The 24,187-nt window shown below is 62.4% G+C and carries 20 protein-coding genes; 11 read left to right on the top strand and 9 right to left on the bottom strand.

Going from position 1 to position 24,187, the window contains the following annotated elements:
* The first annotated feature begins 5 nt into the window (after window positions 1-5).
* Window positions 6-1,748, top strand: a complete 1,743-nt coding sequence (locus tag OPU67_RS09025) for a site-specific integrase (RefSeq protein ID WP_267619203.1) — start codon at window positions 6-8, stop codon at window positions 1,746-1,748.
* 145 nt (window positions 1,749-1,893) lie between these two features.
* Here the strand turns inward: OPU67_RS09025 and OPU67_RS09020 are convergent, their stop codons facing one another.
* Window positions 1,894-2,229, bottom strand: a complete 336-nt coding sequence (locus OPU67_RS09020) for a helix-turn-helix domain-containing protein (RefSeq protein ID WP_267619202.1) — start codon at window positions 2,227-2,229, stop codon at window positions 1,894-1,896.
* 126 nt (window positions 2,230-2,355) lie between these two features.
* Here OPU67_RS09020 and OPU67_RS09015 point away from each other — a divergent pair, with 126 nt between their 5' ends.
* The 7 genes from OPU67_RS09015 to OPU67_RS08985 all read left to right on the top strand — a co-directional run bounded on the left by OPU67_RS09015 (window position 2,356) and on the right by OPU67_RS08985 (window position 11,391).
* Window positions 2,356-3,225 (top strand): hypothetical protein, encoded by an 870-nt coding sequence (locus OPU67_RS09015; protein WP_267619201.1) that lies wholly within the window; start codon window positions 2,356-2,358, stop codon window positions 3,223-3,225.
* Window positions 3,226-3,312: 87 nt separating this feature from the next.
* Entirely contained in the window at window positions 3,313-6,768 is a 3,456-nt protein-coding gene (locus tag OPU67_RS09010) for a class I SAM-dependent DNA methyltransferase (RefSeq protein WP_267619200.1), read from the top strand.
* 54 nt (window positions 6,769-6,822) lie between these two features.
* Window positions 6,823-7,746 (top strand): hypothetical protein, encoded by a 924-nt coding sequence (locus OPU67_RS09005; protein ID WP_267619199.1) that lies wholly within the window; start codon window positions 6,823-6,825, stop codon window positions 7,744-7,746.
* 147 nt (window positions 7,747-7,893) lie between these two features.
* A complete protein-coding gene (locus OPU67_RS09000; RefSeq protein WP_267619198.1) occupies window positions 7,894-8,478 on the top strand; it encodes a recombinase family protein in 585 nt (194 codons plus the stop codon).
* A gap of 331 nt (window positions 8,479-8,809) precedes the next feature.
* Window positions 8,810-10,066 carry a hypothetical protein gene (locus OPU67_RS08995; protein ID WP_267619197.1) on the top strand — a complete coding sequence of 419 codons (1,257 nt, stop codon included), beginning with the start codon at window positions 8,810-8,812 and terminating at the stop codon, window positions 10,064-10,066.
* Window positions 10,067-10,208: 142 nt separating this feature from the next.
* Window positions 10,209-10,505: a hypothetical protein gene (locus OPU67_RS08990; protein WP_267619196.1), complete on the top strand. Its 297-nt coding sequence runs from the start codon at window positions 10,209-10,211 to the stop codon at window positions 10,503-10,505.
* 253 nt (window positions 10,506-10,758) lie between these two features.
* Window positions 10,759-11,391 carry a tyrosine-type recombinase/integrase gene (locus tag OPU67_RS08985; protein WP_267619229.1) on the top strand — a complete coding sequence of 211 codons (633 nt, stop codon included), beginning with the start codon at window positions 10,759-10,761 and terminating at the stop codon, window positions 11,389-11,391.
* 116 nt (window positions 11,392-11,507) lie between these two features.
* Here the strand turns inward: OPU67_RS08985 and OPU67_RS08980 are convergent, their stop codons facing one another.
* The 6 genes from OPU67_RS08980 to OPU67_RS08955 are packed head-to-tail and all read right to left on the bottom strand — an operon-like array spanning window position 11,508 to window position 19,173.
* Entirely contained in the window at window positions 11,508-12,188 is a 681-nt protein-coding gene (locus tag OPU67_RS08980; RefSeq protein ID WP_267619228.1) for a response regulator transcription factor, read from the bottom strand.
* The gene (locus tag OPU67_RS08975) at window positions 12,181-14,820 is read right to left on the bottom strand and encodes a sensor histidine kinase (RefSeq protein WP_267619195.1); all 2,640 of its coding nucleotides are present in this window, start codon (window positions 14,818-14,820) and stop codon (window positions 12,181-12,183) included. The genes OPU67_RS08980 and OPU67_RS08975 overlap by 8 nt, the downstream gene beginning before the upstream one ends.
* 9 nt (window positions 14,821-14,829) lie before the next feature.
* Window positions 14,830-15,384, bottom strand: a complete 555-nt coding sequence (kdpC, locus tag OPU67_RS08970; protein WP_267619194.1) for a potassium-transporting ATPase subunit KdpC — start codon at window positions 15,382-15,384, stop codon at window positions 14,830-14,832.
* Window positions 15,385-15,397: 13 nt separating this feature from the next.
* The gene (gene kdpA / locus OPU67_RS08965; RefSeq protein ID WP_267619193.1) at window positions 15,398-17,056 is read right to left on the bottom strand and encodes a potassium-transporting ATPase subunit KdpA; all 1,659 of its coding nucleotides are present in this window, start codon (window positions 17,054-17,056) and stop codon (window positions 15,398-15,400) included.
* Between the two features lie 18 nt (window positions 17,057-17,074).
* Entirely contained in the window at window positions 17,075-19,084 is a 2,010-nt protein-coding gene (gene kdpB, locus OPU67_RS08960; protein ID WP_267619192.1) for a potassium-transporting ATPase subunit KdpB, read from the bottom strand.
* Window positions 19,084-19,173: a potassium-transporting ATPase subunit F gene (locus OPU67_RS08955; RefSeq protein ID WP_267619191.1), complete on the bottom strand. Its 90-nt coding sequence runs from the start codon at window positions 19,171-19,173 to the stop codon at window positions 19,084-19,086. Before OPU67_RS08955 ends, kdpB begins: the two co-directional genes overlap by 1 nt.
* Window positions 19,174-19,414: 241 nt before the next feature.
* Here OPU67_RS08955 and OPU67_RS08950 point away from each other — a divergent pair, with 241 nt between their 5' ends.
* The 3 genes from OPU67_RS08950 (at window position 19,415) to OPU67_RS08940 (ending at window position 22,174) form a co-directional block, all read left to right on the top strand.
* Complete coding sequence (locus OPU67_RS08950) at window positions 19,415-20,239, top strand: transporter (RefSeq protein WP_267619190.1); 825 nt, start codon at window positions 19,415-19,417, stop codon at window positions 20,237-20,239.
* 354 nt (window positions 20,240-20,593) lie between these two features.
* The gene (locus OPU67_RS08945; RefSeq protein ID WP_267619189.1) at window positions 20,594-21,262 is read left to right on the top strand and encodes a hypothetical protein; all 669 of its coding nucleotides are present in this window, start codon (window positions 20,594-20,596) and stop codon (window positions 21,260-21,262) included.
* A gap of 258 nt (window positions 21,263-21,520) precedes the next feature.
* A complete protein-coding gene (locus OPU67_RS08940; protein ID WP_267619188.1) occupies window positions 21,521-22,174 on the top strand; it encodes an imm11 family protein in 654 nt (217 codons plus the stop codon).
* A 664-nt stretch (window positions 22,175-22,838) separates the two neighbouring features.
* Here OPU67_RS08940 and OPU67_RS08935 read toward each other — a convergent pair.
* Both OPU67_RS08935 and OPU67_RS08930 read right to left on the bottom strand, forming a co-directional pair.
* Entirely contained in the window at window positions 22,839-23,363 is a 525-nt protein-coding gene (locus tag OPU67_RS08935) for a hypothetical protein (protein ID WP_267619187.1), read from the bottom strand.
* Window positions 23,364-23,392: 29 nt separating this feature from the next.
* Window positions 23,393-24,166 carry a CPBP family intramembrane glutamic endopeptidase gene (locus OPU67_RS08930; RefSeq protein ID WP_267619186.1) on the bottom strand — a complete coding sequence of 258 codons (774 nt, stop codon included), beginning with the start codon at window positions 24,164-24,166 and terminating at the stop codon, window positions 23,393-23,395.
* Window positions 24,167-24,187: the final 21 nt, after the last annotated feature.

Here is a 24,187-nt window from a genome sequence, read left to right as displayed (position 1 = left end):
GACACATGGACGACGAGATGGCCCGATATCCCGGCTTGACGCCACGTGAAGGCACTTGGACGGTTCGCAAAAGCGTTCCAGCCGATCTTAAGCACCTCTACCCCTCGAACACCGTTCGTAAGACCCTCGCAACCAAAGACTTACGCGAAGCGAAACGGCGCTACCCGTTCAAGCTTGCAGAGATCGAGGAAGACTTCCAACGCAAGAGAGAGGAATTGCATGCTCGCTCCTTAGTCGAAGCTGCGCTTGCAACCGGCTGCATCGAAAATCTTGGCCGATCGGCACTAGAAGGCATTGTGCGCGGCTGGTGGGACGCCCGAGCCGACTACCGCCGACCTGACGCAGACTTGGTCGACGATTTGGACGACTTCCTTGGCGAGCTTGAGCGGGACCTCGCTGCCATCAAAACGCGCGAAGATGACGTGGGGGATGTGGTCGCACGGATGGTCGATCGCCTTCTGTCAGAGCGGGGCGTGCCAAGTAAGCCCTACCGCATAGGCACGGTAAGAACGCAGACGATGTATCCGGCCGTCAATCGCGACAGCATTGCCTACGCTACTCTCAAGTCTCTGATCTCTGATGGGCTCCGTTTTGAGGCGATGCTGGCGCGTGATCACTTGACTGGGCAGCAGACAGCGCCGCCCCATCCCATCTTCAATCCTGATGGCTCCCAGCCGCCCGCAGGGATCTATTGTGTCGGTGATCTTGTCGGTGCGTTCCGGGCAGAACGGGAAAAGCTCCATGGCACTGAGAGCACAGCGCGCAAATACGGGCTGCTGTTCCGCGTGATCGAAGAATGCTGGGGGAACCAGCTACCGGTTCGCGATGTCACGCGCCAACGCTGCGTCGATCTCGTGACCTTTCTCGAAAGCCTCCCCGCCAACGGGACCAAGAAGTTCCCCAAGTTGACCCTCGCCCAGTCGATTGCGGCCAGCACCAAAGGGAACCACAAGCGCCTCGCGCCCAACACCGTCGCTAGCTACGTCCAGAACCTTTCAGCCCTACTTCGCTGGGGCAAGCTCCATGGTTACGGTGTCACCGTCAGCACCGAAGGTCTAAAACCGAAAGGTGGTGCTGAGGTCGAGCGGCGGGGCATGACAGCGGCGGAACTAGCCCTGATCTTCAACGTCCTCGCCCCACATCGGCAAGAGGCTCCGCACAAGTTCTGGGTGCCAGCCCTAGCCGCTTACACCGGTGCGCGAGCGGAAGAGCTTTGCCAACTTCGGACCGAGGACGTGATCGAGGTTGACGGCATCAAGTGCCTCAACCTCACACGCTTCGATGCAAGCGGTCGAGCGGTGAAGGAAAAGCGCTTCAAGAACCGGACCAGCGAGCGGATCGTCCCCATCCATGACGAGCTTCTGGCATCGGGCTTCCTGGAATTCGTCGAGAGCGTCGCCCGCGATCAGCGCCTCTTCCCCGCTCTGCAACCAAGCTCGAAAGGCAACTACTCCCACAACCTCTCAAAATGGTTCGGTCGGTTCATGGACAGCGTTGGCCTATCTGATCCTGCATTGGTGTTTCACAGCTTCCGGCACGGGTTCAGGGATGCGTGCCGCATGGCCGACATCGCGGAGGAAACGGCCCACGCGCTTGGAGGTTGGGCGACCGTCAACCAAGGCCAGCGCTATGGCAACCGGGGCGCGGTGCCCCTCCTCCACCGTGCCCTCAAAAGGGTGTCATACGCCCCGTTCAGCCTTCGCTCGGTAATCGTCGCACCTGCACAAAGGCGGCAAGATGTCGGCTGATATTGCAACCGGTTGCAACTCTGGCGCGGTGTTCGGCACTGCTGGTTTTCGCCCCGGGGACGAACGCCTGCAAGAGCGCGAGGCTTCACGGTGCCCCAGAGTGTTGTAGCCGGTCCGGCGAACACCAGAGGCTCCTGAGGCGGCCTCAGGGATTGTGACGCGTCGACCGGCGCGCGGCGACGCGAATGAGTTCCTCCATCCATGGCAGATCGTCGTCTGGCACGCTGGACAACAATGTCTCGATCCGGGCACTAGCCACGTCGCGCTCAGACATCGGCGCAAACAGGTCCGCGACGGTGCAATGAAAGGCCACGGCCAGCGCTTCGAGTGTGTCGAAGGAAGGTGCGCCAGTCCCCCGCTCGATCCGGCGCACCCATTCCTCACTAAGGCCAACGGCATCCCCGAGAGCGGCTTGCGTCATCCCGTGCGCCTTGCGCCGTTGACGCACTGCACCTCCGAACCGCTCAGTCAGCTTGCTCAATTTGCGCGCCTCCATAGCCGCCTTCTGCGGATCGAGGCTGAAAATCCGAAGGAACCCAAAATCCTGCTTTATCTTGTCAGAGGCGGAATTATGAGTGCCGGTCTAGGCTCTAACACGTTGAACTAAATGGAGTTGACGTTGCTTACACCGGTTCTGTTCCTTCTCCTCCTGCTCGCTTGCTTCGTCGGTGTGATCTATCCCTACCTCCGCAATTCTAAGCGCTGGCATTTCGCGCTGGCAGCCGTGGCGTCGTTCATTGGCCTCGCGGCGACGGTCCCTAAGCCCACACCAGAGGAGCTAGCCGCCCGAAAGATCGCAGAAGCGCGCGAAGCCCATGAGGCGGTGTTGAAGAAAGCGCTGCCCGTTACCGCTACACCAGCGAACTACACCCGTGCTGAGTATGGGGAGACCTACGACCGCGTCGGGGCAGCGTCATTCGCCAAACTTGGCGAACTTGAGCCGGGGGCCGCTTACGTCGCCGCCGAAAGCGAAGAATGTGACCGCGTCACCACCGCCATGGTCTCCGACATGTCGTCCAAAGGGATGCCGGTCTGGTTCGTGGATTGCGAGAACGAAAACCGGTTCATGGTGACCCAGAAACAAGCCGAAGAGGCCCTTGCACGACATCGCCAAGGGAAACTCGTTCAAACCGATCTCAAGCCCTCCTGCACCTTCGACGACATCTGGAAGTGCAAGGGTGAATCACGCTCACAGCCGACGACCCAAGAAGTCGCTCAAGGCAAAGAGGTCGAATACGCGACCGCTTGCGATCTGATCCTTGAACAGGTCGTCGTCAGCCCGTCGAGCCTCGATACCAAGCGTTGGCAGTTCCGGGTAATCAACGGCAAGACCGCCGTCATCGAGCGCCCGTTTGACAGCCAGAACGGCTTCGGAGCCATGATCCGCAGCACCTACCGGTGCGAGATCGACATCGCCACGTCCAACATCAAGGGCTTCTCGGTGCGCGGCCCCATGGGCAACAAGAAGTTCATCTAGTTGCAACCGGTTGCACCGGCGGCGGGCCTGCCGCCGGTGCATGTTCACCATTGTCACCAGCCGTCGCCAGTGCTCTAAACGCAATCCATGGGGCAACCAGACGAAATCGCCGCGTTTATAGCGCATTGGCGCGATACAGGTGGGTCTGAGCTTGCCAACACCCAAAGTTTCATCAACGGCCTGTGCGCCCTGATCGGCGTGCCCCAGCCGCACGGCAGCAAGGCTGACGACGCGGGCAACGACTACGTCTTTGAGCGCCGGGTGTTTCAGGACAACGGCGACGGCACCCAGAGCTTCGGTAGGATCGACTGCTACAAGCGCGACAGCTTCATCCTTGAGGCCAAGCAGGGCAGCGACGCCGACCGCGCGGCGGCGGATCGCGGGGACGCAGACCTCGACCTCTTCGGCCAGACTGCCACCTCTCGCATGAAGCGCGGGACCGCGCGGCGCGGAACGCCCGGATGGGCAAAGGCCATGGTGCAGGCCAAGGGACAGGCCGAGCGCTACGCCCGTGCCCTCCCCGCCGACCATGGTTGGCCACCGTTCCTGTTAATCGCCGACATCGGCTATTGCATCGAGGTTTACGCCGATTTCACGGGCACGGGCCGCGCCTACGCCCAATTCCCTGATCGCTCCCGCTACCGGATCATGCTGGAGGACCTGCACGACCCGGACGTGCGCGAGCGGCTGCGCATGATCTGGACCGACCCGAAAGCGCTCGATCCCTCGATACAGTCCACACGCGTCACGCGTGAGATTGCCGACCTGCTCGCCAAGGTCTCCAAACGACTCGAGAGCCGGGGCCATGACGCCGAAGCCGTCAGCGGCTTCCTGATGCGCGTCCTGTTCACGATGTTCGCCGAGGACACGGGCGTGCTGCTCCCCAAGGACAGCTTCAAGACCCTCCTTACCGAGCACGAGAACAACCCCGAGCATCTCCACCACTCGCTCTCGGCACTCTGGCAGGCCATGGACCGGGGCGAGTTTGCCCCTGCTCTCCGCCAGCCGGTGAAGCGCTTCAACGGCTACCTCTTCAAGAACACCGAGGCTCTCCCCATCGACGCGGAGGAGTTGCACGTCCTGATCGACGCCGCCGCGAAAGACTGGACCGAGGTTGAACCGGCGATCTTCGGCACCCTGCTCGAACGCGCCCTGTCTGCTAAGGATCGCTCCAAGCTCGGCGCACACTACACCCCCCGTGCCTACGTGGAGCGGCTGATCTCGCCCACGATCATGGAGCCCCTACGCGGCGACTGGGACGGCGTCAGGGTCGCAGCCGCCACCTTGATTGATGAAGGCAAGGCAGACGATGCCAAGCGGCTCGTGGAGGCCTTCCACGCCAAGCTCGCGTCCACCAAGGTCCTCGACCCCGCCTGCGGCACCGGCAACTTCCTCTATGTCGCCATGGCCCGCATGAAGGAGCTTGAAGGCGAAGTGCTCGATCTGCTGATCGAGCTTGGCGACGACCAGTATGTCGCCGAGCTTACCGGGCACACAATCACGCCAGAAAACTTCCTCGGGATCGAGATCAACCCCCGCGCCGCTGCCATCGCCCAACTGGTCCTGTGGATCGGCTACCTGCAATGGCACTTCCGGGTGAACGGTCAGGACCGCTCCCCACCCGAGCCGATCCTGCGCGACATCAAGACCATCGAGAACCGCGACGCGCTGATCTCCTACGAAGCCCGCGTCCCCGAGAAGGATGAGCATAACCAGCCGCTCACCCGCTGGGACGGCGAGACCATGAAGGTCCACCCGGTCACCGGTCGCATGGTCCCCGACGAGGACGCGCGCGTCGAGGTATACCGCTACGTCAAACCGGTCGCGGCCAAGTGGCCCAAAGCCGATTTCATCGTCGGGAACCCGCCCTTCATTGGGAACAAGCGGATGCGGGAGCGCCTTGGGGATGGCTATGCCGAGGCAGTCCGCGCGGCTTACCCGAAAGTCACCGCGTCAGTCGATATCGTCATGTATTGGTGGCACCTCGCCGCACAGGCGTGCGCCTTGAAGTCCACTCGACGCTTCGGCTTCATCACCACCAACTCCATCACCCAGCCGTTCAACCGGTCGGTTATTGAACAGGCGCAGTGCTGCCTAGCATTCGCCGTGCCGGACCACCCATGGGTGGATGAGAAAGATGGTGCCGCAGTCCGTATCGCGATGACCGTAGCGGCGGCTTCAGAACAAGAAGGGGTATTGACGGAGGTAATAGACGAGAGCGCTCTAGCGGACGGATACGGTGAGGTCGCGGTGAGCTTGCGGAGCGCCAAGGGCAGGATCAGCAGTGCCTTGCGACTGGGCGCAAATACCGAGGCGGCGTTGGAGCTTGCGGCCAATCAAGCCTTGGCGGTGCAAGGCATGAACCCCCTCGGTCTTGGGTTCAGGTTAGAGGCCGATGACCTCGCTCAGTATGGCATCGACCAGAACGCGCTGCCCGCCAACCTCAAGCCTTATCTGATTGGCAGAGATTTGGTGCAGCGGCATGAACCGAAGTGGGTCGTGGACTTCTATGGCCTCTCGGAGAGCGCGGCACGAACCGCGTCGCCTGTCCTTTATCAGCATATTCTTCATATGGTGAAACCGGAGCGGGATCAGAACCGTCGTGCCACTCGCCGGGACAATTGGTGGCTTTTCGGTGAGAACGCGCCGACGCTTCGGCGGGCGCTCTCAGGCCTAGACCGGGCAATCGCCACATGCCGCACCGCCAAGCATCGGATTTTCATATTCGTGCCTTCCGGCACGATCCTCGACGCCAAAATTATCGGCATCGCCATGGAGGACGCTTATGCGCTTGGGGTTCTGACCAGCCACATCCACACGCTTTGGGCGATCCGAACAGGAGGCTGGCTCGGCAAGGGGAATGACTCGAACTACAACCACTCCGACTGCTTCGGCAAGTTTCCCTTCCCAGCCGATGTCCCCAGCGCGCTACGAGAACGCATCAGGGCCGACGCCGAGGCGCTTGACGCCTTGCGCAAGCGGGTGCTTGCTAAGCACGAAGACCTCACCCTCACAAAGCTCTACAACGTGCTAGAAGCTCTTCGAGAGGGCCGTCGCCTTACCGACGCAGAGCGTGACATGCACGATCGGGGCCTCGTTACCCTGATCCGCCAGCACCACGAGCGCATCGATGCCCTCGTCGCCGAGGCCTATGGCTGGCCAGCCGATCTGGCCGACGAGGAAATCCTCACCCGCCTCGTCGCTCTCAACCGCGCACGCGCCGCCGAGGAGGCCAAGGGCCACATTCGCTGGCTCCGGCCCGAGTATCAGGCCCCGGATTACAGGGCACCTGTCACCCAGAGCTTTGATCTCGGCGAAGGCCAAGCCGTCGTCGGCGACAACGTCATCCCGTGGCCGGGCACGCTCCCAGAGCAAGTCAGTGCCATTCAGTCAGTGCTCGCATCAGCGCCAAGCCCCCTCGCCCCCCAGGACGTCGCCCGCGCCTTCAAGGGCAAGCGTGCGTCCTCGGTCCGTCCCGTCCTCGACGCGCTAGCAGGCATAGGCATGGCGCGGCGTTTGGCGGACGGCAGGTATGCAGCGTGACCTAGTGGTGTTTCTCGCCGAAGGATACCTGACGAGATAGAACTGGAGGTTCTGATGGCCAGCCCACCTCAAACACACCTGAACGAGCATAGCGGAGAGACACGCGACGTAGTCGAATTTCGATTTGAGGCAGGCGGCCCAATTAGTCTCCACGACCTTGCCAAGAGCTTCGCGGCAATCGACACGATCTATATGCGCCTGTCAGGTGGCGAGGAGCGGCTGTCCGTGACCGAGTTGAGGTCCGGTAGCATCATCGCGGTGCTCGCTCCGTTCGTGCCCCTCATGAATCAAGTGGTGCCTTATGTTGCAGCGGCCACGACGCTCTCGGATTTCACCCGCAAGATGAAAAAGGCCATCGACGGTTTTATGGAGACCGAAAGGCCGGTCGCACCGCCTACGGACACACCCCCTATCGCATCTGAACTTGCAGAAGTGATGAAGCCACTTGCGGGTCGAAAGGGGGCCGAATTTGGGTTTGCTCATGTTCGATACAGGAGCAAAGACGGCAAGAGGGTGGTCGAGGTCGAGGCGAGGTATGAAGGCGCTCAGATCGACCGTGCGGTGATCAATGCCGAGCGATTTGCGGAAGGTTCGGTCCATGTCATCACCAACGAGCCGCCGATCACGCAGGAGCGGAATTTCCTCAGCGGCGTCCAGATGATCTTGCATCAGGCCAACCGAGGTCCCGCCAAAGCCAAAGGCGCGACCGGGGACAAGGGTGTGGTTGAAGCCGTGTCTGACAAAGCTCTCCCAGTCTACTTCGCCGAGGGCGTCAACAGGCTCAAGGACCGCATGATCCGCAGCGCAAAGAACCCCCTAAAATATGTCTATCAGGTAGACGTCTGGGTCCATCGTGAAGGCGGTGCAGCGAAAGCATACACCGTGACGGAGGTTCAACAGGCCGCACCTCTTGTCGATGGCGCACCCATGGTCCCCAACAAGAAAAAGCCTCGCAGTCGGCGAGGTGCCGGAGGTTAATAGGGGACGCCATTCGCAGATAGACGTCGAGATGTCCGTGAGGCTCAAAACTTGTAACCCCTGCGCTAGGCCAACAAGATAGCTTGACGTGAAATATGAGCTATAATAAGAGCTAGGCGTTCACAGCCCCTAACTTACGAGCTAGCTATGCGATTTGCCTACTATCGCGTCTCAACTGGCGACCAGAGCGTCGAGGCCCAGCGGAATGCAATGGGCGGCGGCTTCGACGAGGAATATGCCGATGAAGGGGTAAGCGGTGGAACGATGGCAGCACACCGTGCCGGGTTCGCCAAACTACTCAACCGAGTGCGGAGCGGAGACAGTGTGCATGTCTATGCCGTCGACCGGCTTGGCCGCGATGCCCTTGATGTGCAGGCCACGGTGAGGCGACTGATCGACGCAGGCGTGTCAGTCCACGTGCACGGCCTTGGCGAGATCGCCCGTGGCGTCGGCGAGCTAATTCTAGCCGTGCTTGCGCAGGTCGCCGAGATGGAACGTCGCCGGATCGCCGAGCGCACCGCCTCGGGACGGGAAGCCGCCCGGAAGGCTCTAGCCGAGACAGGCCGCACCCATCGTGGGAAAGCCAGCATGGGCCGCCCCTTTGCAGCCGACGCTGCAACGGTTGCAAACTGGCGGCGCACCACGAAGGCCAGCATCAGCGAGACGGCAGCCCACTTCAAGCTCTCTGCGGCCACCGTAAAGCGTTACTGCGCGAGCGCGACCACTGCCTGATCACCAACCCCGCCTCTATAGGGGTGGAAAACGAAAAAAACCAAAACCCAAAACCCAAACAACCATGAGTGACATGCTGCCCCCAGCGCGCCTCAGGAGCCGCGACGGCCTAATCCCATTGTCATGGTCCAAAGCGCCCGAGCCGTCTGAGGCATGGCCTGATAAAATAAGGGTGAGGGTGCGGGGACATGTCTCGTGGGGCCAAAACGGCTCCTTTGTCGATTACCTTCGAGCAATTGCCCCCAGCCGCTACGTAAAAGCTTCACCTACCGTCGGTCGTAAGTTCCGTGCGGACATCAGCTACGGGCCAGCCGTGTCAGGTTTGCTACATGTGACCATGGTCACGTCGCGACCGGCTGACCAACTTCACGCTGGCACTGCCCGCATCACCTTGACCCTCAACTTAAACCCCACCACCACTAGGGCATTATCAGTGCGGCGCTGCCGTGTGCCGATTGAAGAGGCATCTGAACGCCAGTTCTTCGACCCAAGGCCCTTGGTGCAAGAGGCTTTCAACGAAGGACCCTTCGCCAATCGTGAAGAGAAGCCGCTTGACGGATCGGACAACGTTCTCCTCTCGCGGGGCGAATGGGGCGGAGCTACATCGCCAGAGCGAGCTATTGCCCGCGATGCATTTCTGGCACTCTATGAAACGAGGGTCCGCGATCTAGCAAACCACATCGTCGATCCGACGTCCCGCGACGATGGCCGCTCAGAACAGGAGACCTCTGGCTTTCAGGTAAACCTGGATTGGGGTAGCCTCGTTCTCGAACAGGCGGAACTCTACTTCGAGCGCAGCACATACGACGCTGTCAAAGTGGTCCGACGCCTCCATGACCGAGCGCTCGATCTTGCTCGACGCGTCAAGGCGCAGCGCTTCGCTGATGTGCCTAACGACCGAAGGCCAGTGCCGACCAGCTTCGCCGTGTTGCAGCATGACAGCTTTCCTCATCTGGTGATCCCGCTCACCGGAACTCAAAACGTGGACTTATCCATCTATGCGAAGACCAACCGCCGCATCAGGTTCGAGGTGCGTTACCGCAAACACTTCGGCAATCACCTGAGGGGGTGCAGCACTTCTTCCGATCGACTTGCTTCCTTGCTTCTCCGTCTGTCCGACAATGCCGCTGCCCGCCTTCCATGGTCCGCACTCAAGATGGCCGCTGCCATCCCCCCGGAGGTCGACATCGGCGATATACCTGAGTTCATTCGTCACCTCAGTTCCGCAACGGACAGGAAGCCAAGCTTGTTTGCACCCTTGGTCCGCGAACTGATCATGACCGGGGGCGTCTTCGCCGACGAGGAGCGCTTTCCCGGCATCTCAGCGGCAATTGGACGATTGGAACGCAAGGGGGTGGTTGTCCGCTGGCAAATCCAACAGAAGGAGGAACGCCGAGGGCGCAGGTTCGGGTTAACGACACGTTTTGCTGAGGTCCGTCGCGCAATGTTGGCGGGTTTCTCCGCCCAGCGACCTCATGAGGTCGAAGCGCGTAACCGAGAACTGGCGAGCGAAGAGGATAACAAGGTAGCTCGGCTGACGGGTCGACCACAATGGCTCCGAAGACGATCCTGGGAAAGACGCGGCTGAGGTGCAACCGGTTGCAACATGCCGAGGCCCCCAAAACCCGAACTGATCGGCGTGTGGCCTACATATGTAATGGATCCAATGACTTACGTCTTGACAGGCCTCTTGACGCAGGTAGGATCGTCCCACCACAAAAGGGGGGAACATGCGCTACCGCGCCGGAGATCGACTGATCTTTCTCGGCTACCGGCACTCGCTTCCGGACATGCAGCCCATACTGCACGTCGGGGATGCAATCGTGGTCGCTGCCGTAGTCGGCGACGACGAGCTTCAATGCTTCCCGATTGATGACTGGGGCAGGGTGATTTCGTTGCGAGGCGAGACTGTTTTCCCCGAGGAAGTCGTGCGGATGCCCTTGCCTGGCGTGCCTTTGCGGGCGCTTCCCCCGCCTTATGGCGCAGGCAAAATTCGCGAGATCGACGACCGATGGATCCGCCTCTAGCTTTCAGCGTGAGGCCGATTGACGGGTCCATAGGCTCAACCATCAGCGGGTCCGGATGCGGCCATATGTGGGACGAAGCCGTCGTTCGCACCGGCGTGGCCAGATGGCGGCTTATGCCGAAAGCTGCCGCTTTGCGTGTGAATGTCTGAGGCGTCGGAGACCGTTCTCATGCTACCTATGCAGGGCAATGGCGACATCGCAGAACCGACACTCGTTCTTTCTCCTTGGCCAATCAAGGCCATGGAGAAAGATGATGACCTACTCTCACCTCGACCCGGCCATGCAAAATCGGGTTTCGTGGAATGCTGGCAGAACCGTCGGCACCAAGCGGCCGCTCACCCAAAAGCAAGTTTGGGCGATCCGTTTCTTCCTCGACCGCGAGGAACGGCTCCGAGACAGGGCCCTGTTCGACGTGGCGATCGACAGCAAGTTGCGGGGCTGCGATCTGGTGAAGCTCAAGATCGGCGACCTCGTGGCCGGATCTGAAGTTCGCGACCGCGCAATGATCATCCAGCGAAAAACCGGGCGACCTGTGCAGTTTGAAATCACCGCAGACGCCCGCACGAGTCTCGCAACATGGCTTCTGCGGCGGGGTGGCACCATCGATGATTTCGTGTTCCCAAGCAGGATTCTCTCCGGCCAACCGATGAGCACGCGGCAGTATGCTCGCCTCGTCGATGAGTGGGTGACCGCGGTTGGGTTGCGGCGTGAAGATTACGGCACCCATTCTATGCGACGCACCAAAGCGGCCATGATCTACCGGACAACCGGAAACCTTCGTGCGGTGCAGATTTTGCTCGGCCACTCCAAGATCGAGAACACGGTCCGGTATCTTGGGGTCGACGTGGAGGATGCTCTGATCCTAGCGGAGCGCATCGAGATCTGACATTGCTGGCGGCCGTCGGGCAAGCCCCGATGGCCGCTTTTGTCGAGGTTCGACGATCACTGAACCGGCAACAAGTGGGTGGAAACCTGAAGGGCCGCTTTCGACTTGACCACTGTTCACTCGGCCAAACGGTAGCCCACACCCGGTTCGTTGATCACCAGGCGGGGCTTGCTGGGATCGTCTTCCAGCTTACGCCGAAGCGCGCGCACGGCAACGCGCAAGTAATCCAAGTCTTGTCGGTGAGCCGGTCCCCAGACCTCTTCCAGCAGGCTTTCGTGCGTCATCACCCGCCCGGGGTGATCGGCGAGGGACCACAGCAGGTTGAACTCGCGCGGGGTCAGATCGACACGCACGCCGCGTATCTCGACCACGTGTGTGGAACGGTCGATACGGCCGCCTGCAAACTCGCGGCGCGACGCGTTCGCCAGTGGGCCTGCCTTGCGCCGCATCGCGGAACGGATGCGGGCCAGCAGCTCCTCGCTGTCGAAGGGCTTGGTCACGAAGTCGTCGGCGCCAAGGTCGAGCGCGGCGACCTTCTCCTCGGTCGCGTCGCGGGCAGTGAGGACGATGACCGAAAGACCGAGCGCGGCAAGTTGCGGCACCACCTCCAGCCCGTCGCGATCAGGCAGGCCCAGATCGAGCAGGGCGACCAGCGGCGGCGGTGCGGCACCGGCGATGCGAAGGGCTTCGGCAGCGGTCGCGGCTTCGACGTGGGCGATCCTGGCCCGGTCAAGCGCGCCGATCAGCAGCCGCCGGATGGCGGGTTCGTCGTCGATGATCAGCACGTCCTTACGCATCATCAGGTTCGTCTCGCGGGATTGAGGCCGGAAGGCTGATCGCAAATTCAGCCCCGCCTTCGGGTCGGTTGGTGGCCGATATCACACCGCCGACCGCCTCGACGAGGTTCTTGGCGATCCACAGCCCAAGGCCCGTTCCGCCCACCCGGTCGCTGCCCTCGAGCCGCTCGAAGCGTTCGAACAGCCCATCCTGCTGCGCGGGCAGGCCCGGCCCGCGGTCGCGGACCCGGCACACCACATGGCTGCTCTCATACTCCAGCACGATCTCGACCACGCTGGTCTCGGGCGAGAACTTCAGCGCATTGTCGACCAGATTGATCAGCGCATGGCGGAGCAGCACCGGATCGCTGGAGATCAGCGGACAGTCATCGGCGATGCGGGTCACGACCCTGCCGCCTTCGCGGTTCTGACGCAGATCGCGCAGTACGGCGTGGATCACATCGGTAAGATCGATACTCTCGATGCGCGGCTTCACGCCGCCATCCTCAATACGCGAGGCCTCCAGCAGATCGCCGAGGAAGCGCTGCAAGCGGCGTGCTTCGCCGCGCGCGATCAGCACTTCGTCGGCATAGGCCCCCTCCGCAGGGATCGCTTCGGCGGCTGCGATGACCGAGGTGAGCGGGGTGCGCAGGTCGTGGGCGATGCTGCCCAGCAAAGCGCCGCGCAGGCGGTCCCGTTCGCGCAAGGTGCCGACCTGCCGGGCTTCGTCCTCCAGCACCAGACGTTCATGCGCCAGTGCGGTCTGGTCAATCAGCGAGGCAAGCAGCGTCGCATCGTCGGCGCGGATGATCCTACCCTGTTCGGGGCGTGCAACCCCGAGCGCCCCCATGATCCCGAGCGCAGTCTGGAGCGGGTGGAACTGCCAGTCCGAGGCATTGAGCGTGCCGGTATCGCGCCCCGTCACCTCACCGCGCTCCAGCGTCCAGCGCGCTGCTGCCTCGTCGACAAGGTCGAGCGCGGTATGGGCCGGATTGCCGCGCACAGTCAGCCGGTCGCCTTCGAAGTTGACGATGATCGCCTCGACATCCAGTAGTGCGCCGATCTCACGGCAGGCGACTGCTGCGGTGCTTTCCCGATCCGACAGCCCGCCCAGCAACCCGGCAAAGCGCGCAAGCGAAGCGTTCAGCCGGGCAACTCCCGCACTGGTTTCCGCCTGACGGCGCACCTTGCCCGCCAGCGCGCCGATCACACCGGCGACAAGCGCCAGCACGGAAAAGGTGATGACATCGGCAGGATCATTCATCAGCAGCGTGAAGCGCGGCTCGGTGAAGAAGTAGTTGTAGGCCAGCGCCGCAAACCCTGCCGCCCAAAGCCCGGCATAGGTTCGCAGCAAGCTCGCGGCGACAATCACCGGCACCAACAGCAACATATCGAGGGCCCCGCGCGGCAGCCAGTCTTGCGCTGCGAACACCGGGCCGACAGTCGCCGCGACGATGGCCAGTGCCGACAAGGGCGCGCGCCAGGGGCTGTAATCACCTCTGGTCGCTGGACGCTCATCGGCGTCTTCCAGCGGGACGACCTGAACCGCGATCCCCCGCGCGTTGCGGATCACGTCCTGCGCGATGGAACCGTGCCGCCATTCGAACCAACGGCTGCGGCGGCTCTTGCCGATCACGATCTGGCTGGCCCGAAGCTCACGCGCCTGATCGACCAGCGCCTGCGCGACATCGGTTGCAGCCACTGTCATCAACGCCGCACCCAATGACGATGCCAGTGCCAGGTTCTCGGCGAGCTGCTCGCGCTGTTCCCCGACAACCCCGCGCGCACCGCCACTCTCGACCACCACCGCCGTCCACGGGGCATAGGCAAGATCGGCAAGGCGTTTGGCGTGGCGGATCACCTGTGCGCCACCTTTGCCCGGGCTGACCGCCACCAGAATACGCTCGCCTACGGCATAATCGCCATCGTCCCCGGCGAGCGCCAGCTGATCGGTCAGGCGCCGGTCCACCGATCCCGCGGCATAGCGCAAAGCCAATTCCCGCAGTGCGGCGAGTTTGGCGGGCGTGAAGAAGTTCGTGAGCGCCTGCCCGGCAGTATCGGCAAGGTAGACCTTGCCCGCCCGCAGCCGCTCGATCAGCGCCTCGGGCGGGAGATCGACAACGATGACTTCGGCGGAATCGAGAATGCTGTCGGGCACTGTCTCGCGCACCCGCACATGGGTGAATCCGGCGACAAGATCGTTGAGGCTCTCGATGTGCTGGATGTTGAGCGTGGTGGCAACGTCGATCCCCGACACCAGCAATTCGGCCACATCCTGCCAGCGTTTCGGATGGCGGCTGCCGGGCGCGTTGGTGTGGGCAAGTTCGTCGACGAGGATCAGCCCGGGGTGCCGTTCCAGCGCAGCGTCGATGTCGAATTCATCGAGCGTATGGCCCTGATAGGCAATGGCCCGGCGCGGAAGCACTTCGAAGGGTTCGAGCTGCACCGCAGTATCGCTGCGCCCGTGCGTCTCGGCAACGCCAACCAGCACATCGAGGCCCTCCGCCTGTCGCCGGGCGGCATCCTGAAGCATCCGATATGTCTTGCCGACCCCAGGTGCCGCGCCGAGATAGACCGTCAGCCGCCCCCGCTCCTCACGCTGTGCAAGGCGCAGGAAACGCTCGGCATCATTGGCGGGGCGCGGCTCGTCCATCTCTCCCGCCTACTGCGCCAGTTGGTCGAGCGCCAGATTGAGTTCGAGGACGTTGATGATCCGCTCGGGCGCAAAGGAGCCAGCGGCGCTGATAGCTTTGGCTTCGATCAGACGCTTGACCTCGGCCGCCGGCAGTCCACGCGCGGTGGCAACGCGGCCTGCCTGATAGAGCGCGCCCGCGAGGCTGATATGCGGATCGAGGCCGCCGCCCGATGCCGCAACGAGATCGGCTGGGATCGGATTATCCGCCGTCGCGCCGTAGCGGGCGACGGTCTGTTCGGCGCGCTCCGTCAGCCCGGGACTGGTCGGCGACTTGTTGCTGCCGCCAGCGCCCATACCGTTGTAATCCACTGCCGAGGGACGCGGCCAGAAATAGCGGGGGCCGGTGAAGTCCTGCGCGATAAGCTGGCTGCCGACCGCGCGGCCATCGGCTACGATGATCGAGCCATTCGCCTGAAACGGGACAACGGCCTGCGCAAAGCCCAGCACCAGTGCGGTGTAGCCGATCACGCAGACGAGAAAGGTCACCAGCCACAGGCGCAGCGAAGGGAGAAGATATTGCATCGGTCGGTGCTCCTTAGCGCATCAGGGCGGTGTGCTCGGCGATCGGGCCGAGTGCAGCAGCGGGGAAGAAGGTGAGCGCGCCGAAGATCAGGATGACTATGAACAGCATCACCCCGAAGGTCGGCCCCTCGACGCTGAGGGTGCCCGCGTTCTCGGCGCTGCGGCGCTTGGACATCAGCGCTCCGGCAATGGCGAGCGGGACGATAATCGGCAGGAAGCGCCCGATCAGCATGACGAGGCCAGTAGCGATGTTCCACGCAGGTGCGTTGTCGCCCAGCCCCTCGAAGCCAGAACCATTGTTGGCGGCGGCGGAGCTGAACTCGTAGAGGATCTCGGAGAAGCCGTGCGCGCCGGTGTTGCCCAGCGTGTCCAACCCCCACGGGGTCGCAGCAAACAGCGCCGTGCCGCCGAGGATCAGCAGCGGGTGCGCGATCAGCGCCAGCACTACGAGCCGCATCTCGCGGCCTTCAATGCGGTGGCCCAGATATTCGGGCGTGCGCCCCACCATCATACCCGCCACGAACACGGCGAGCGCGATGTAGAGGAACATGTTGATCATGCCGACGCCCACGCCGCCGAAGGTCTCGTTGAGCCACATTCCGGCCATCGGCACCAACCCGGTCAGCGGATTGAGGCTGTCGTGCATCGCGCCGACCGAACCATTACTGGTGGCGGTGGTCAGCACCGCCCACAGCGGTCCAGTGGTAGCTCCCAGGCGCAGTTCCTTTCCTTCGAGATTGCCAACATCTTGCGTCACGGCGAGGTCGGCGAAAGCCTGCGTCGGTGCGGTTTCGAAGGTGACCGCGGCGGTCAGCTTGATCGCCAACAGCGCGGCCATGACACCGAAGATCACGGCAGCGTGCTTGGGGCGGCCGATGATGCGCCCAAACATCCACACGCAGGCCATCGGGATCAGAATGATCGCGATCATTTCCAGCGCGTTCGACCAGAAGGTGGGGTTTTCAAGCGGATGGGTGGAGTTCGGACCAAAGAACCCGCCGCCATTGGTGCCCAATTGCTTGATCGCGACGAAAGCCGCGGCTGGCCCGCGGGCGATGGTCTGGGTCGCGCCTTCCAGTGTCGTGACGGCGGCCGCGCCCTCCAGCGTCATTGGCACGCCCGCCAGCGCAATGCCGCTCGCCAGTAGCATCGCCAGCGGCAGCAGCACGCAGAAGCTTGCCCGCTGCACATCGAGAAAGAAGTTGCCCATGCTGGCCTGCCCACCAATCCCGCGCGCGAGCGCAGCCAGGGCGGCAATCCCGGTCGCCGCCGACACGAATTGCAGCCACATCAGCCCGCCGAGCTGGGCAAGGTAGCTCCAGGTGCTCTCGCCGGAATAATGCTGAAGGTTAGTGTTGGTGGTAAAGCTTGCCGCTGTGTTGAACACGAGGTCGAGGCTGGACGCGCCCTGGCCGTCGGGGTTCAAGGGCAGCAGATGCTGGGTTGCGAGCAGCAGGAAGACAAAGCCAAACATCATCACGTTGAAGGCGATCAGCGCGAACGAATACTGCTTCCAGTCCTGTTCGCCCGTGCCGCCCGTGGCGGCCGCGAACAGCCGGTCGGCGCCCTTAAACCGGCCCGAAAACAGGGCCGCCATGTATCGGCCCAGCGGCCAGGACAGCAGCACAGTGCCGCCGACGATGAGAACAATTGTGAGGATGCTTGCAAGCATGTCAGGTTCCTTTGCGGCTCAGGCGAGGCCGAGGCCGGCGACAGCGAGGTCTATGAGCTTGATGCCGACGAAGGGCGCGATCACCCCGCCGCCGCCGTAGATCGCCAGGTTGCGCAGCAGCTGGCTGGCTGCTGGCATGGGGCGATAGGCCACGCCCTTCAGAGCGAGCGGCACCAGCAGCGGGATGATCACCGCGTTGAAGATGATCGCGGACAAGATCGCGCTGTTGGGACTCGCCAGCCCCATCACATTGAGCGCGCCGAGCCCGGGATAGAGCACCACGAAGATCGCTGGCAGGATCGCGAAATACTTCGCCACGTCGTTGGCGATCGAGAAGGTGGTGAGCGCCCCGCGCGTCATCAGCAATTGCTTGCCGATACCGACCACCTCGATCAGCTTGGTCGGATCGCTGTCGAGATCGACCATGTTGCCCGCCTCGCGTGCGGCCTGGGTGCCGGTGTTCATGGCGACCCCGACATCGGACTGGGCGAGCGCAGGCGCATCATTGGTGCCGTCGCCGCACATGGCGACGAGCTTGCCCTCCGCCTGTTCCTTGCGGATGTAAGCGAGCTTGTCCTCGGGTGTTGCTTCGGCGAGGAAATCATCGACCCCGGCCTCGGCGGCGATGGCAGCGGCGGTGAGCGGGTTGTCGCCTGTAATCATCACCGTGCGGATGCCCATGCGCCTGAGTTCGACGAAGCGTTCGCGGATACCGGCCTTGACGATGTCCTTGAGGTGGACCGCGCCGAGCAACCTTCCGTTCTCGGTCACCGCCAGCGGCGTGCCCCCGGCCTGCGCGATCTTGTCGGTGATCCGGCGCAGTTCGGCGATGGCGGGTTCGGGGAAGTCCCCGAGCCTCAGAACGGCATCGACCGCACCCTTTCGGATGCTGCGACCTTGCTGGTCGATGCCGCTCACCCGGGTCTGAGCGGTGAAGCCCACCACCTCAGCGTCAGGCGCAAGCGGTTCGCCTTCGCCTGCCAGCACGACGATCGAGCGGCCCTCAGGCGTCTCGTCGGCCAGGCTGGCGAGACGGGCGGCGGAGATCAGATCGGCCTGTGTAACCCCGGCCAGCGCCACAAACTCGCTCGCCTGCCGGTCGCCGATGGTGATCGTTCCCGTCTTGTCGAGCAGCAGCGTCCCGACATCGCCCGCGGCCTCCACCGCGCGGCCCGATTTGGCGAGCACGTTGAAGCGAATGAGCCGGTCCATGCCTGCGATGCCGATGGCGGACAGCAGCCCGGAAATTGTGGTCGGGATCAGCGCCACGAACAGCGCGATCAGCACCGGGATGGGAATGCTCCCCCCGGCATAGGCGGCAAAAAAGGGCAGCGTCCCGACCGCGATCAGGAACACCAGCGTGAGGCCAGTTAGCAGGATGGTGAGCGCGATTTCATTGGGCGTCTTCTGGCGGCTCGCGCCCTCGACCAGCGCGATCATCCGATCAAGAAAGCCGCTGCCCGGTTCAGCCGTCACCTTCACCCGGATTTCGTCGGACAGCACAGTAGTCCCCGCCGTGACGGCAGAGCGATCTCCGCCCGCCTCGCGGATCACGGGCGCGCTTTCACCGGTAATAGCCGCCTCGTTGACCGATGCGACCCCCGCGACGACCTCCCCATCGGCGGGAATCTGCTGGCCCGCGACCACCAGCACCACATCGCCGCGCTTCAGCTGCGTGGCGGGCACCTGGTCCAGCAGCCCGTCCCGCCCGATCCGGCAGGCAGTCAGCTGATCCTTGGTCGCCCTGAGGCTCGCGGCCTGTGCCTTGCCGCGACCTTCCGCGAGCGCCTCGGCGAAATTCCCGAACAGCACCGTCACCCACAGCCACAACACCAGCTGGCCTTCGAACAGCGCATCGCCGGTGCCCATCGACAGATGGTAGAACAGGATCAGCGTCGCCGCCGCTGCAACAACCGCCGTGGTGAACATCACCGGATTGCGCGACAGGGTGCGCGGATCGAGTTTGACGAGAGCATCGCGCGCGGCAGGAGCCAGCAGCGCGCGGTCAAACATGCCAGCGGCAGCCATCAAAAACGCTCCGGCCGCAGCAGCACTATGCCGAGGTAAACAAGCAGGCCCAGCGCCACCAGTGCCGCCAGCAGAAGATCGAAGGTCATGAAGGCTCCTTTCGCATTCGCAAAAGGGCTGATGGCGCAAGGCAGCGTGAAATCTCGCCGGGGGAAAGGGCTCTCGCGCATTAAATCTGCGTGAAATCGAGCCTCGCCGGATGGGTGATGAAGCGAGGTTTCACGCAAATTTCACGCATTGCCGCGGCATTCCGCATGGCGATTTAAGGCGCCTCGGAACGAAAAGCGCGGCCATCGAGCGGCGCACGGGCCGCAATGAGGAGCTTCCACAATGCGTTTCCGGTTTTCCCCTGCCGCTGCGGCCTGCGCTCTGACGTTTGCCGCTGCACCTCTGTCCGCACAAGATGCCCCCGCCGGCCCGATTGAGGAACCTGCGCCGATCTGCACGGATCGCCCCACCAAGGGCACCGCGACCTGCACCGTCCCCAAGGGGATGATCCAGGTGGAAAGCGATGCGATTTTCTGGACGCGGTCCGATACGGGAGGGCAGCGCAGCGATGTTCTGCTCTACACCAACCCGACCGTGAAATTCGGGCTGACGGACAGCAGCGACATCCAGTTCAACTTCGCCCCGCAGGTCGAAGTGCGCAGCCGCATTGCCGGGCAGACCATTACACAGCGCGGCGTGGGTGATCTGACTGTGCGCTTCAAACAGCGCCTGACCGATCCCGGCGACCGCGTGCAGATTGCGATTGTCCCCTTCGTCAAGGTGCCGACCGCCGAGCGCGGGATCGGCAATGGCGAATGGGAGGGCGGCCTCATGACATCTGTGCAGGTTCCCGTCGGGGCTGCGACACTGACTTTGGTGCCGCAATTCGCGTTGCTCGCCGACAGTCTGGAGCCCGAGGATCGCCACCTCGAGTTTCAAGGTCTGGTCAACCTCGCCTATACGTTCGGCTCCCGCACGACCATCGCAGCCGAGCTGTGGACTGCGCAGAACTGGGATCCGTCAGGGACGGTGCAGCAGTATTCTGCCGATGCGGCAATGAGCCATCTGTTGAAGAACAACCTGCAAATCGACATCGGGGGTAACTTCGGCCTCAATCAGGCGACGCCGGACTTGCAGGTCTATGCAGGCATTTCGGCGCGGTTCTGACCCATTCCGGAAAAAGGTAACCCGATAACACCACGATGGCAGGATTGGGGTCGCTTGCTGAAAGGCCGCATTTTTCAGAACCGGGGCATAGCCGCTGTTACTGGCCCGAGTTGAGAAGTGTCGGCTGCCGATCCAGACCCGGTCACTCCCGGCCGCCGAGTTGAATGTCTCGTTCCGCCGAGAGCCGCCATGCAGCTTTCGGGATAGCCCCTCGACCTTGCTCATGGCCGCTGATGGGTGGATTCCGGAAGGGCGGCTTTTGCCCCCCTTCTTCCTGGGGGGATCGCAAACGACAGGTTGCACCACCTCCAGCCAGCAACGATAAGAACGCGTAAGACTGAGAGGGGATGCGCATTGGCAGGCGGGGCTTACATCAGCGGCATTTTCCAGAATCACGCAATCGGCGAGCGGCAGGGGCTGAGGACAAAGTTTTTTTGCGAGCCTTGGGAGCCCGCTGCATGGGAAATTCCGCCCACGCCAACATCTGCGCAAGAGCCGTATCAGCTCTCAGCACGCGGGTTCAAACTTTCACGCGACCAGTTCCCAGAAGCGGTGGCCGTTTGGGAAGAGGAAGCCTTTGCAAAGACCGGCGACTTTCTGTGGGCGGGGCCGTTCCTGACGGTCAACGGGAAGGTCGCGGACGTTCTGCGCCAGTTTGATCTCGGCGAGGGCGAGCTGGTGCCTGTGCCGCTGTTCAAGGCCGATCTGGAGACGCCGTGGCCGGACCCCTATTTCTACATCAACTACGGCGGACCGAAGGACACGTTCCTGCCTGAGCGGAGCCGCAACGTGCAGTTGCGCCTGAAGGTGCCCGAGACTGGACAGGAAATCTACGAAGTCCCGTTCAAGATCGCCGATGGTGACATCGCTCTTTCCGCGGCTGCGCGGGCGGGGGGAGCTGTGTGGATCGAGCAAAAGATCCGCAGCCGATTGTTCATGAGCGAGGAGCTGGTCGCGGCTCTGCTGGATACCGGGATCAACGTCGACCTTCGTCTTGCAAAATGCCGGATCGTGGAGGGCTGAGCCACATTGCTCCCCATGAGCGGCGATAACGTCGCAAACGGGGTCGGCTGCTGAAGGGCAGCAATTTTTCGGGACCGGGGCAAAGCCGCCACGCCGCTTTTGGTATCGCGCGCGGGCCCGGCTTATGGCCGAATCTGGGTGGTTAGGTGAATGGCGGCTTTCGACAGGCCAGATAGAACAGAACCATACGCAATCGAATGCTTTACCTTCAAACGAACCAGACTCTAGAATGCGCGGCTATGCGCAAAGGACGGCGTGATGGTGTATGGTCTGAACGTAAAGCCAACCCAAGGTTACTCTGTCGAATACGATGTGCTCGATGGCGACATGACACAGGTGCGGCTGATCGACGATACGCCCGATCAAGGGGGCAAACCGCCCGTGATGAAAAGCGGTCGGGCTATGGATCCCACTCACTTGCCGAAGCGTGTTCGCTGGAAAGACCGCAAGAAGCAGCCCATGGCCGACTTCAATGGTGGGCCGATGACCAGCCTGTCCGCGCGAGCCAAGGACTTGATCGAGCAACTTGAGCCGGGGGTGCATCAGTTTTTCCCGGTCACCTTTTACGACATCGACGGAGATCTCTTGGAAGACCGCTGGTTCCTAAATGTCTGCAACCGCCTCGATACGATCGATCGCGAGCGCGTGCAGGGGTTTTTGCTTCTGCGTGGAAGGCTTTGGCGGCCAATTCAAGACTGGTTGCGCGATCGGCCTGACGAAATTCCCGCTGGATACGACACCACCCAGCCTACACGGCTGGTCTTCAACCGCTTGCAGATCGGGGGCGCGCATCTGTGGGTAGACAAGCATTTGAGCAGCGGAATTTGGGTGTCGGACGAGTTCGACGCTGCTTATGATGCCGCAGGACTGACCGGGCGCAAGGCCGAACGCAAATGGCAGGAAACGGTCTGATGGCATCGGCAAGCACGCGACCGATGCCGCGGAATCTGACGTTCGAATTGGTGGGGCGTTCTTCGCTTCCCTTCCTGACGAGGTATCAGATTACATAACCATTGCAGGCATTCCAGTCCGCAATGGCCGGATTGGGGTCGATTGCCGAACGGCAGATTTTTCTCCACGAAGGCAGCTTCCTGCTGTTCGGCTTATGGTGACGGAACCTGCCAGTCAGCTTCTGCGCGTTTCTCGCCAGCAGCCGACATTCAGAAATCGACCCCATATCAGACCTTTGGTTGCGACCTGCGACTTCCTGAAAGCTGCCAAGTGTTCATGGGCCCCGGAACAGCTAAAATTGTTACGTAGCCGCCATTCGAGCGCGATGGGCAAATCGGCAGGTTCGATGCCACGACCCAACACACGGCGATCGACCCGCTTGACGCGAGCTGCGGGAGCGATTGCGCCGCTTGTTGGATGGCAGATTCCGGGATTGACGATGGCTTAAGCTGATATCGTCGCGCTGCTTTAAGGCGAAGGCACTTAGGAAAAAACTCAGCATTGCAAATGCTAGGGTTCATCGGGCAAATTGACGGTCCATCTTCGATATCACCGAGCTTCAGCCAAGTCGGACAAGCTGCGCGGGAGCTGTGCCTCTCCTGTCCCGCGCAGCCCAACTGGCTCATCAGAAGCGGTTGCCTCGTTCGCCCCAGTTTCCTTGCTCGCATTCTCCGCGGAACGTCGTCGCTCCCATGATCTTGATGCGGCCGGAACGCCGGTCGATCTCGATGCGAGGCTTGTTGAGCCCGTTAAGGCGGTAGCGCGCGGTGATGGTGTCCGGACCGACGTGGACATTTTCAAGCTCCCACCAGCCGTTGTTGCCGCCGCTGTGGATCGCAGGAACCAGCTTGCCGGTCAGATGGATACGGCCCCAGTCGTCATGCAGTTCGACCTGGACTTCGGAATCGAACTCCTGGGTGGTGTTGTTGAGATAGGTATGCGGCACGAATTTGTGGCGGTTGCTGTCCCACGCATAGCCGCCTGCGACATTGGTGCTGGGCCGGCGCCCTTCGCCCCAGCAGACCAGCGTCAGGCTGTTGTGATCGTTGCCATATTCGTGATCGTCATAACGCTGTGCGCCCGCCGCGGTGGCGCCGACCGCGGCCAGCGCGAGGCCGATGCTCGCTCCCATCACATGGTAAGTATTCATAGGCTTGGTTTCCTCCTGGTTGAAAAAGGTCAGGCCGCCGCAGCCAGCGGCGCCAGAAAAACGGTCGATGCAATCAGCGTCCAGTCGTTGATGACATGCGCTCCGGTGCTGACCCAGATGTTCTTGGTCCAGACATAGGCCAGGGTCAGCACCAGCCGGGCGCTGCCGATCACCAACACACACTGCGCGATGTTCCAATTATAGGTCGGCAGATGCAGCAGGCCGAAGATGATCGCCGAAAGCAGCCAGGCTGCCAGCACCGCACCATTGCGGCCCATGCCTGCCTTGCTGTGCAGCCACGTCAGCAGGGCCAGAAATGGCAGGATCGTGATCAGCTCCTCGCCGAGCATCTGCAGGCCGACCTTGGCGAAGAAGCTCACCAGCCGCACGCCTTCAAGGCTGGCTGCGTCGGCAACCCCGGCATTGGCGGAAACAGTGCCATAGGTCTTGAGCAGGGCGCCCACTGCCAAGGTCACGATGATGTTGAAGATGGCAATGCCGAACATCAGCAGCACGTCGCCAAAGCCCACGCGCCGGAAAATCGCCTGCCAGCGCCCGGGTGCCGCAAGCGCCAACGCCAGCAGTGGCAGGCCGACGAAGATCGCGCCCCTGATCCAGCCGGTCAGGATATTGTCCTCGAACGGCATCGGAGTGCCGAGCGCGGCAAATCCGATGACCGTGGCCGCCATGATCATGAGCCAGCCGGCTCCCGAAATGGTGGGCGGCCGGTCCGCATAGAACGGAAAATCCGCGGCCTTGCGTTCCACTATCAACCGCGGTGCCGTGACTGTCGCTTCGTTCATCAATCCCCCTTCTGCCCCAGG

Origin of the sequence: Erythrobacter sp. WG (assembly GCF_026586795.1) — a bacterium.
Taxonomy (GTDB): Bacteria; Pseudomonadota; Alphaproteobacteria; order Sphingomonadales; family Sphingomonadaceae; genus Erythrobacter.
The sequence above is the reverse complement of the archived record's forward strand: the minus strand, read 5'-3'. Positions and strand labels throughout refer to the sequence as shown.

Excerpts from the sequence above, each read along its gene's own strand:
- OPU67_RS08950 (WP_267619190.1), top strand. The coding sequence starts at position 19,415 with ATGCGTTTCCGGTTTTCCCCTGCCGCTGCGGCCTGCGCTCTGACGTTT.
- kdpC (WP_267619194.1), bottom strand. The coding sequence starts at position 15,384 with ATGCAATATCTTCTCCCTTCGCTGCGCCTGTGGCTGGTGACCTTTCTC.
- OPU67_RS09015 (WP_267619201.1), top strand. The coding sequence starts at position 2,356 with ATGGAGTTGACGTTGCTTACACCGGTTCTGTTCCTTCTCCTCCTGCTC.
- OPU67_RS08955 (WP_267619191.1), bottom strand. The coding sequence starts at position 19,173 with ATGACCTTCGATCTTCTGCTGGCGGCACTGGTGGCGCTGGGCCTGCTT.
- OPU67_RS09025 (WP_267619203.1), top strand. The coding sequence starts at position 6 with ATGGACGACGAGATGGCCCGATATCCCGGCTTGACGCCACGTGAAGGC.
- OPU67_RS08985 (WP_267619229.1), top strand. The coding sequence starts at position 10,759 with ATGACCTACTCTCACCTCGACCCGGCCATGCAAAATCGGGTTTCGTGG.
- OPU67_RS08930 (WP_267619186.1), bottom strand. The coding sequence starts at position 24,166 with ATGAACGAAGCGACAGTCACGGCACCGCGGTTGATAGTGGAACGCAAG.
- kdpA (WP_267619193.1), bottom strand. The coding sequence starts at position 17,056 with ATGCTTGCAAGCATCCTCACAATTGTTCTCATCGTCGGCGGCACTGTG.
- OPU67_RS08980 (WP_267619228.1), bottom strand. The coding sequence starts at position 12,188 with ATGCGTAAGGACGTGCTGATCATCGACGACGAACCCGCCATCCGGCGG.
- OPU67_RS08935 (WP_267619187.1), bottom strand. The coding sequence starts at position 23,363 with ATGAATACTTACCATGTGATGGGAGCGAGCATCGGCCTCGCGCTGGCC.
- OPU67_RS09005 (WP_267619199.1), top strand. The coding sequence starts at position 6,823 with ATGGCCAGCCCACCTCAAACACACCTGAACGAGCATAGCGGAGAGACA.
- OPU67_RS08940 (WP_267619188.1), top strand. The coding sequence starts at position 21,521 with ATGGTGTATGGTCTGAACGTAAAGCCAACCCAAGGTTACTCTGTCGAA.
- kdpB (WP_267619192.1), bottom strand. The coding sequence starts at position 19,084 with ATGGCTGCCGCTGGCATGTTTGACCGCGCGCTGCTGGCTCCTGCCGCG.
- OPU67_RS09000 (WP_267619198.1), top strand. The coding sequence starts at position 7,894 with ATGCGATTTGCCTACTATCGCGTCTCAACTGGCGACCAGAGCGTCGAG.
- OPU67_RS09010 (WP_267619200.1), top strand. The coding sequence starts at position 3,313 with ATGGGGCAACCAGACGAAATCGCCGCGTTTATAGCGCATTGGCGCGAT.
- OPU67_RS08990 (WP_267619196.1), top strand. The coding sequence starts at position 10,209 with ATGCGCTACCGCGCCGGAGATCGACTGATCTTTCTCGGCTACCGGCAC.
- OPU67_RS08975 (WP_267619195.1), bottom strand. The coding sequence starts at position 14,820 with ATGGACGAGCCGCGCCCCGCCAATGATGCCGAGCGTTTCCTGCGCCTT.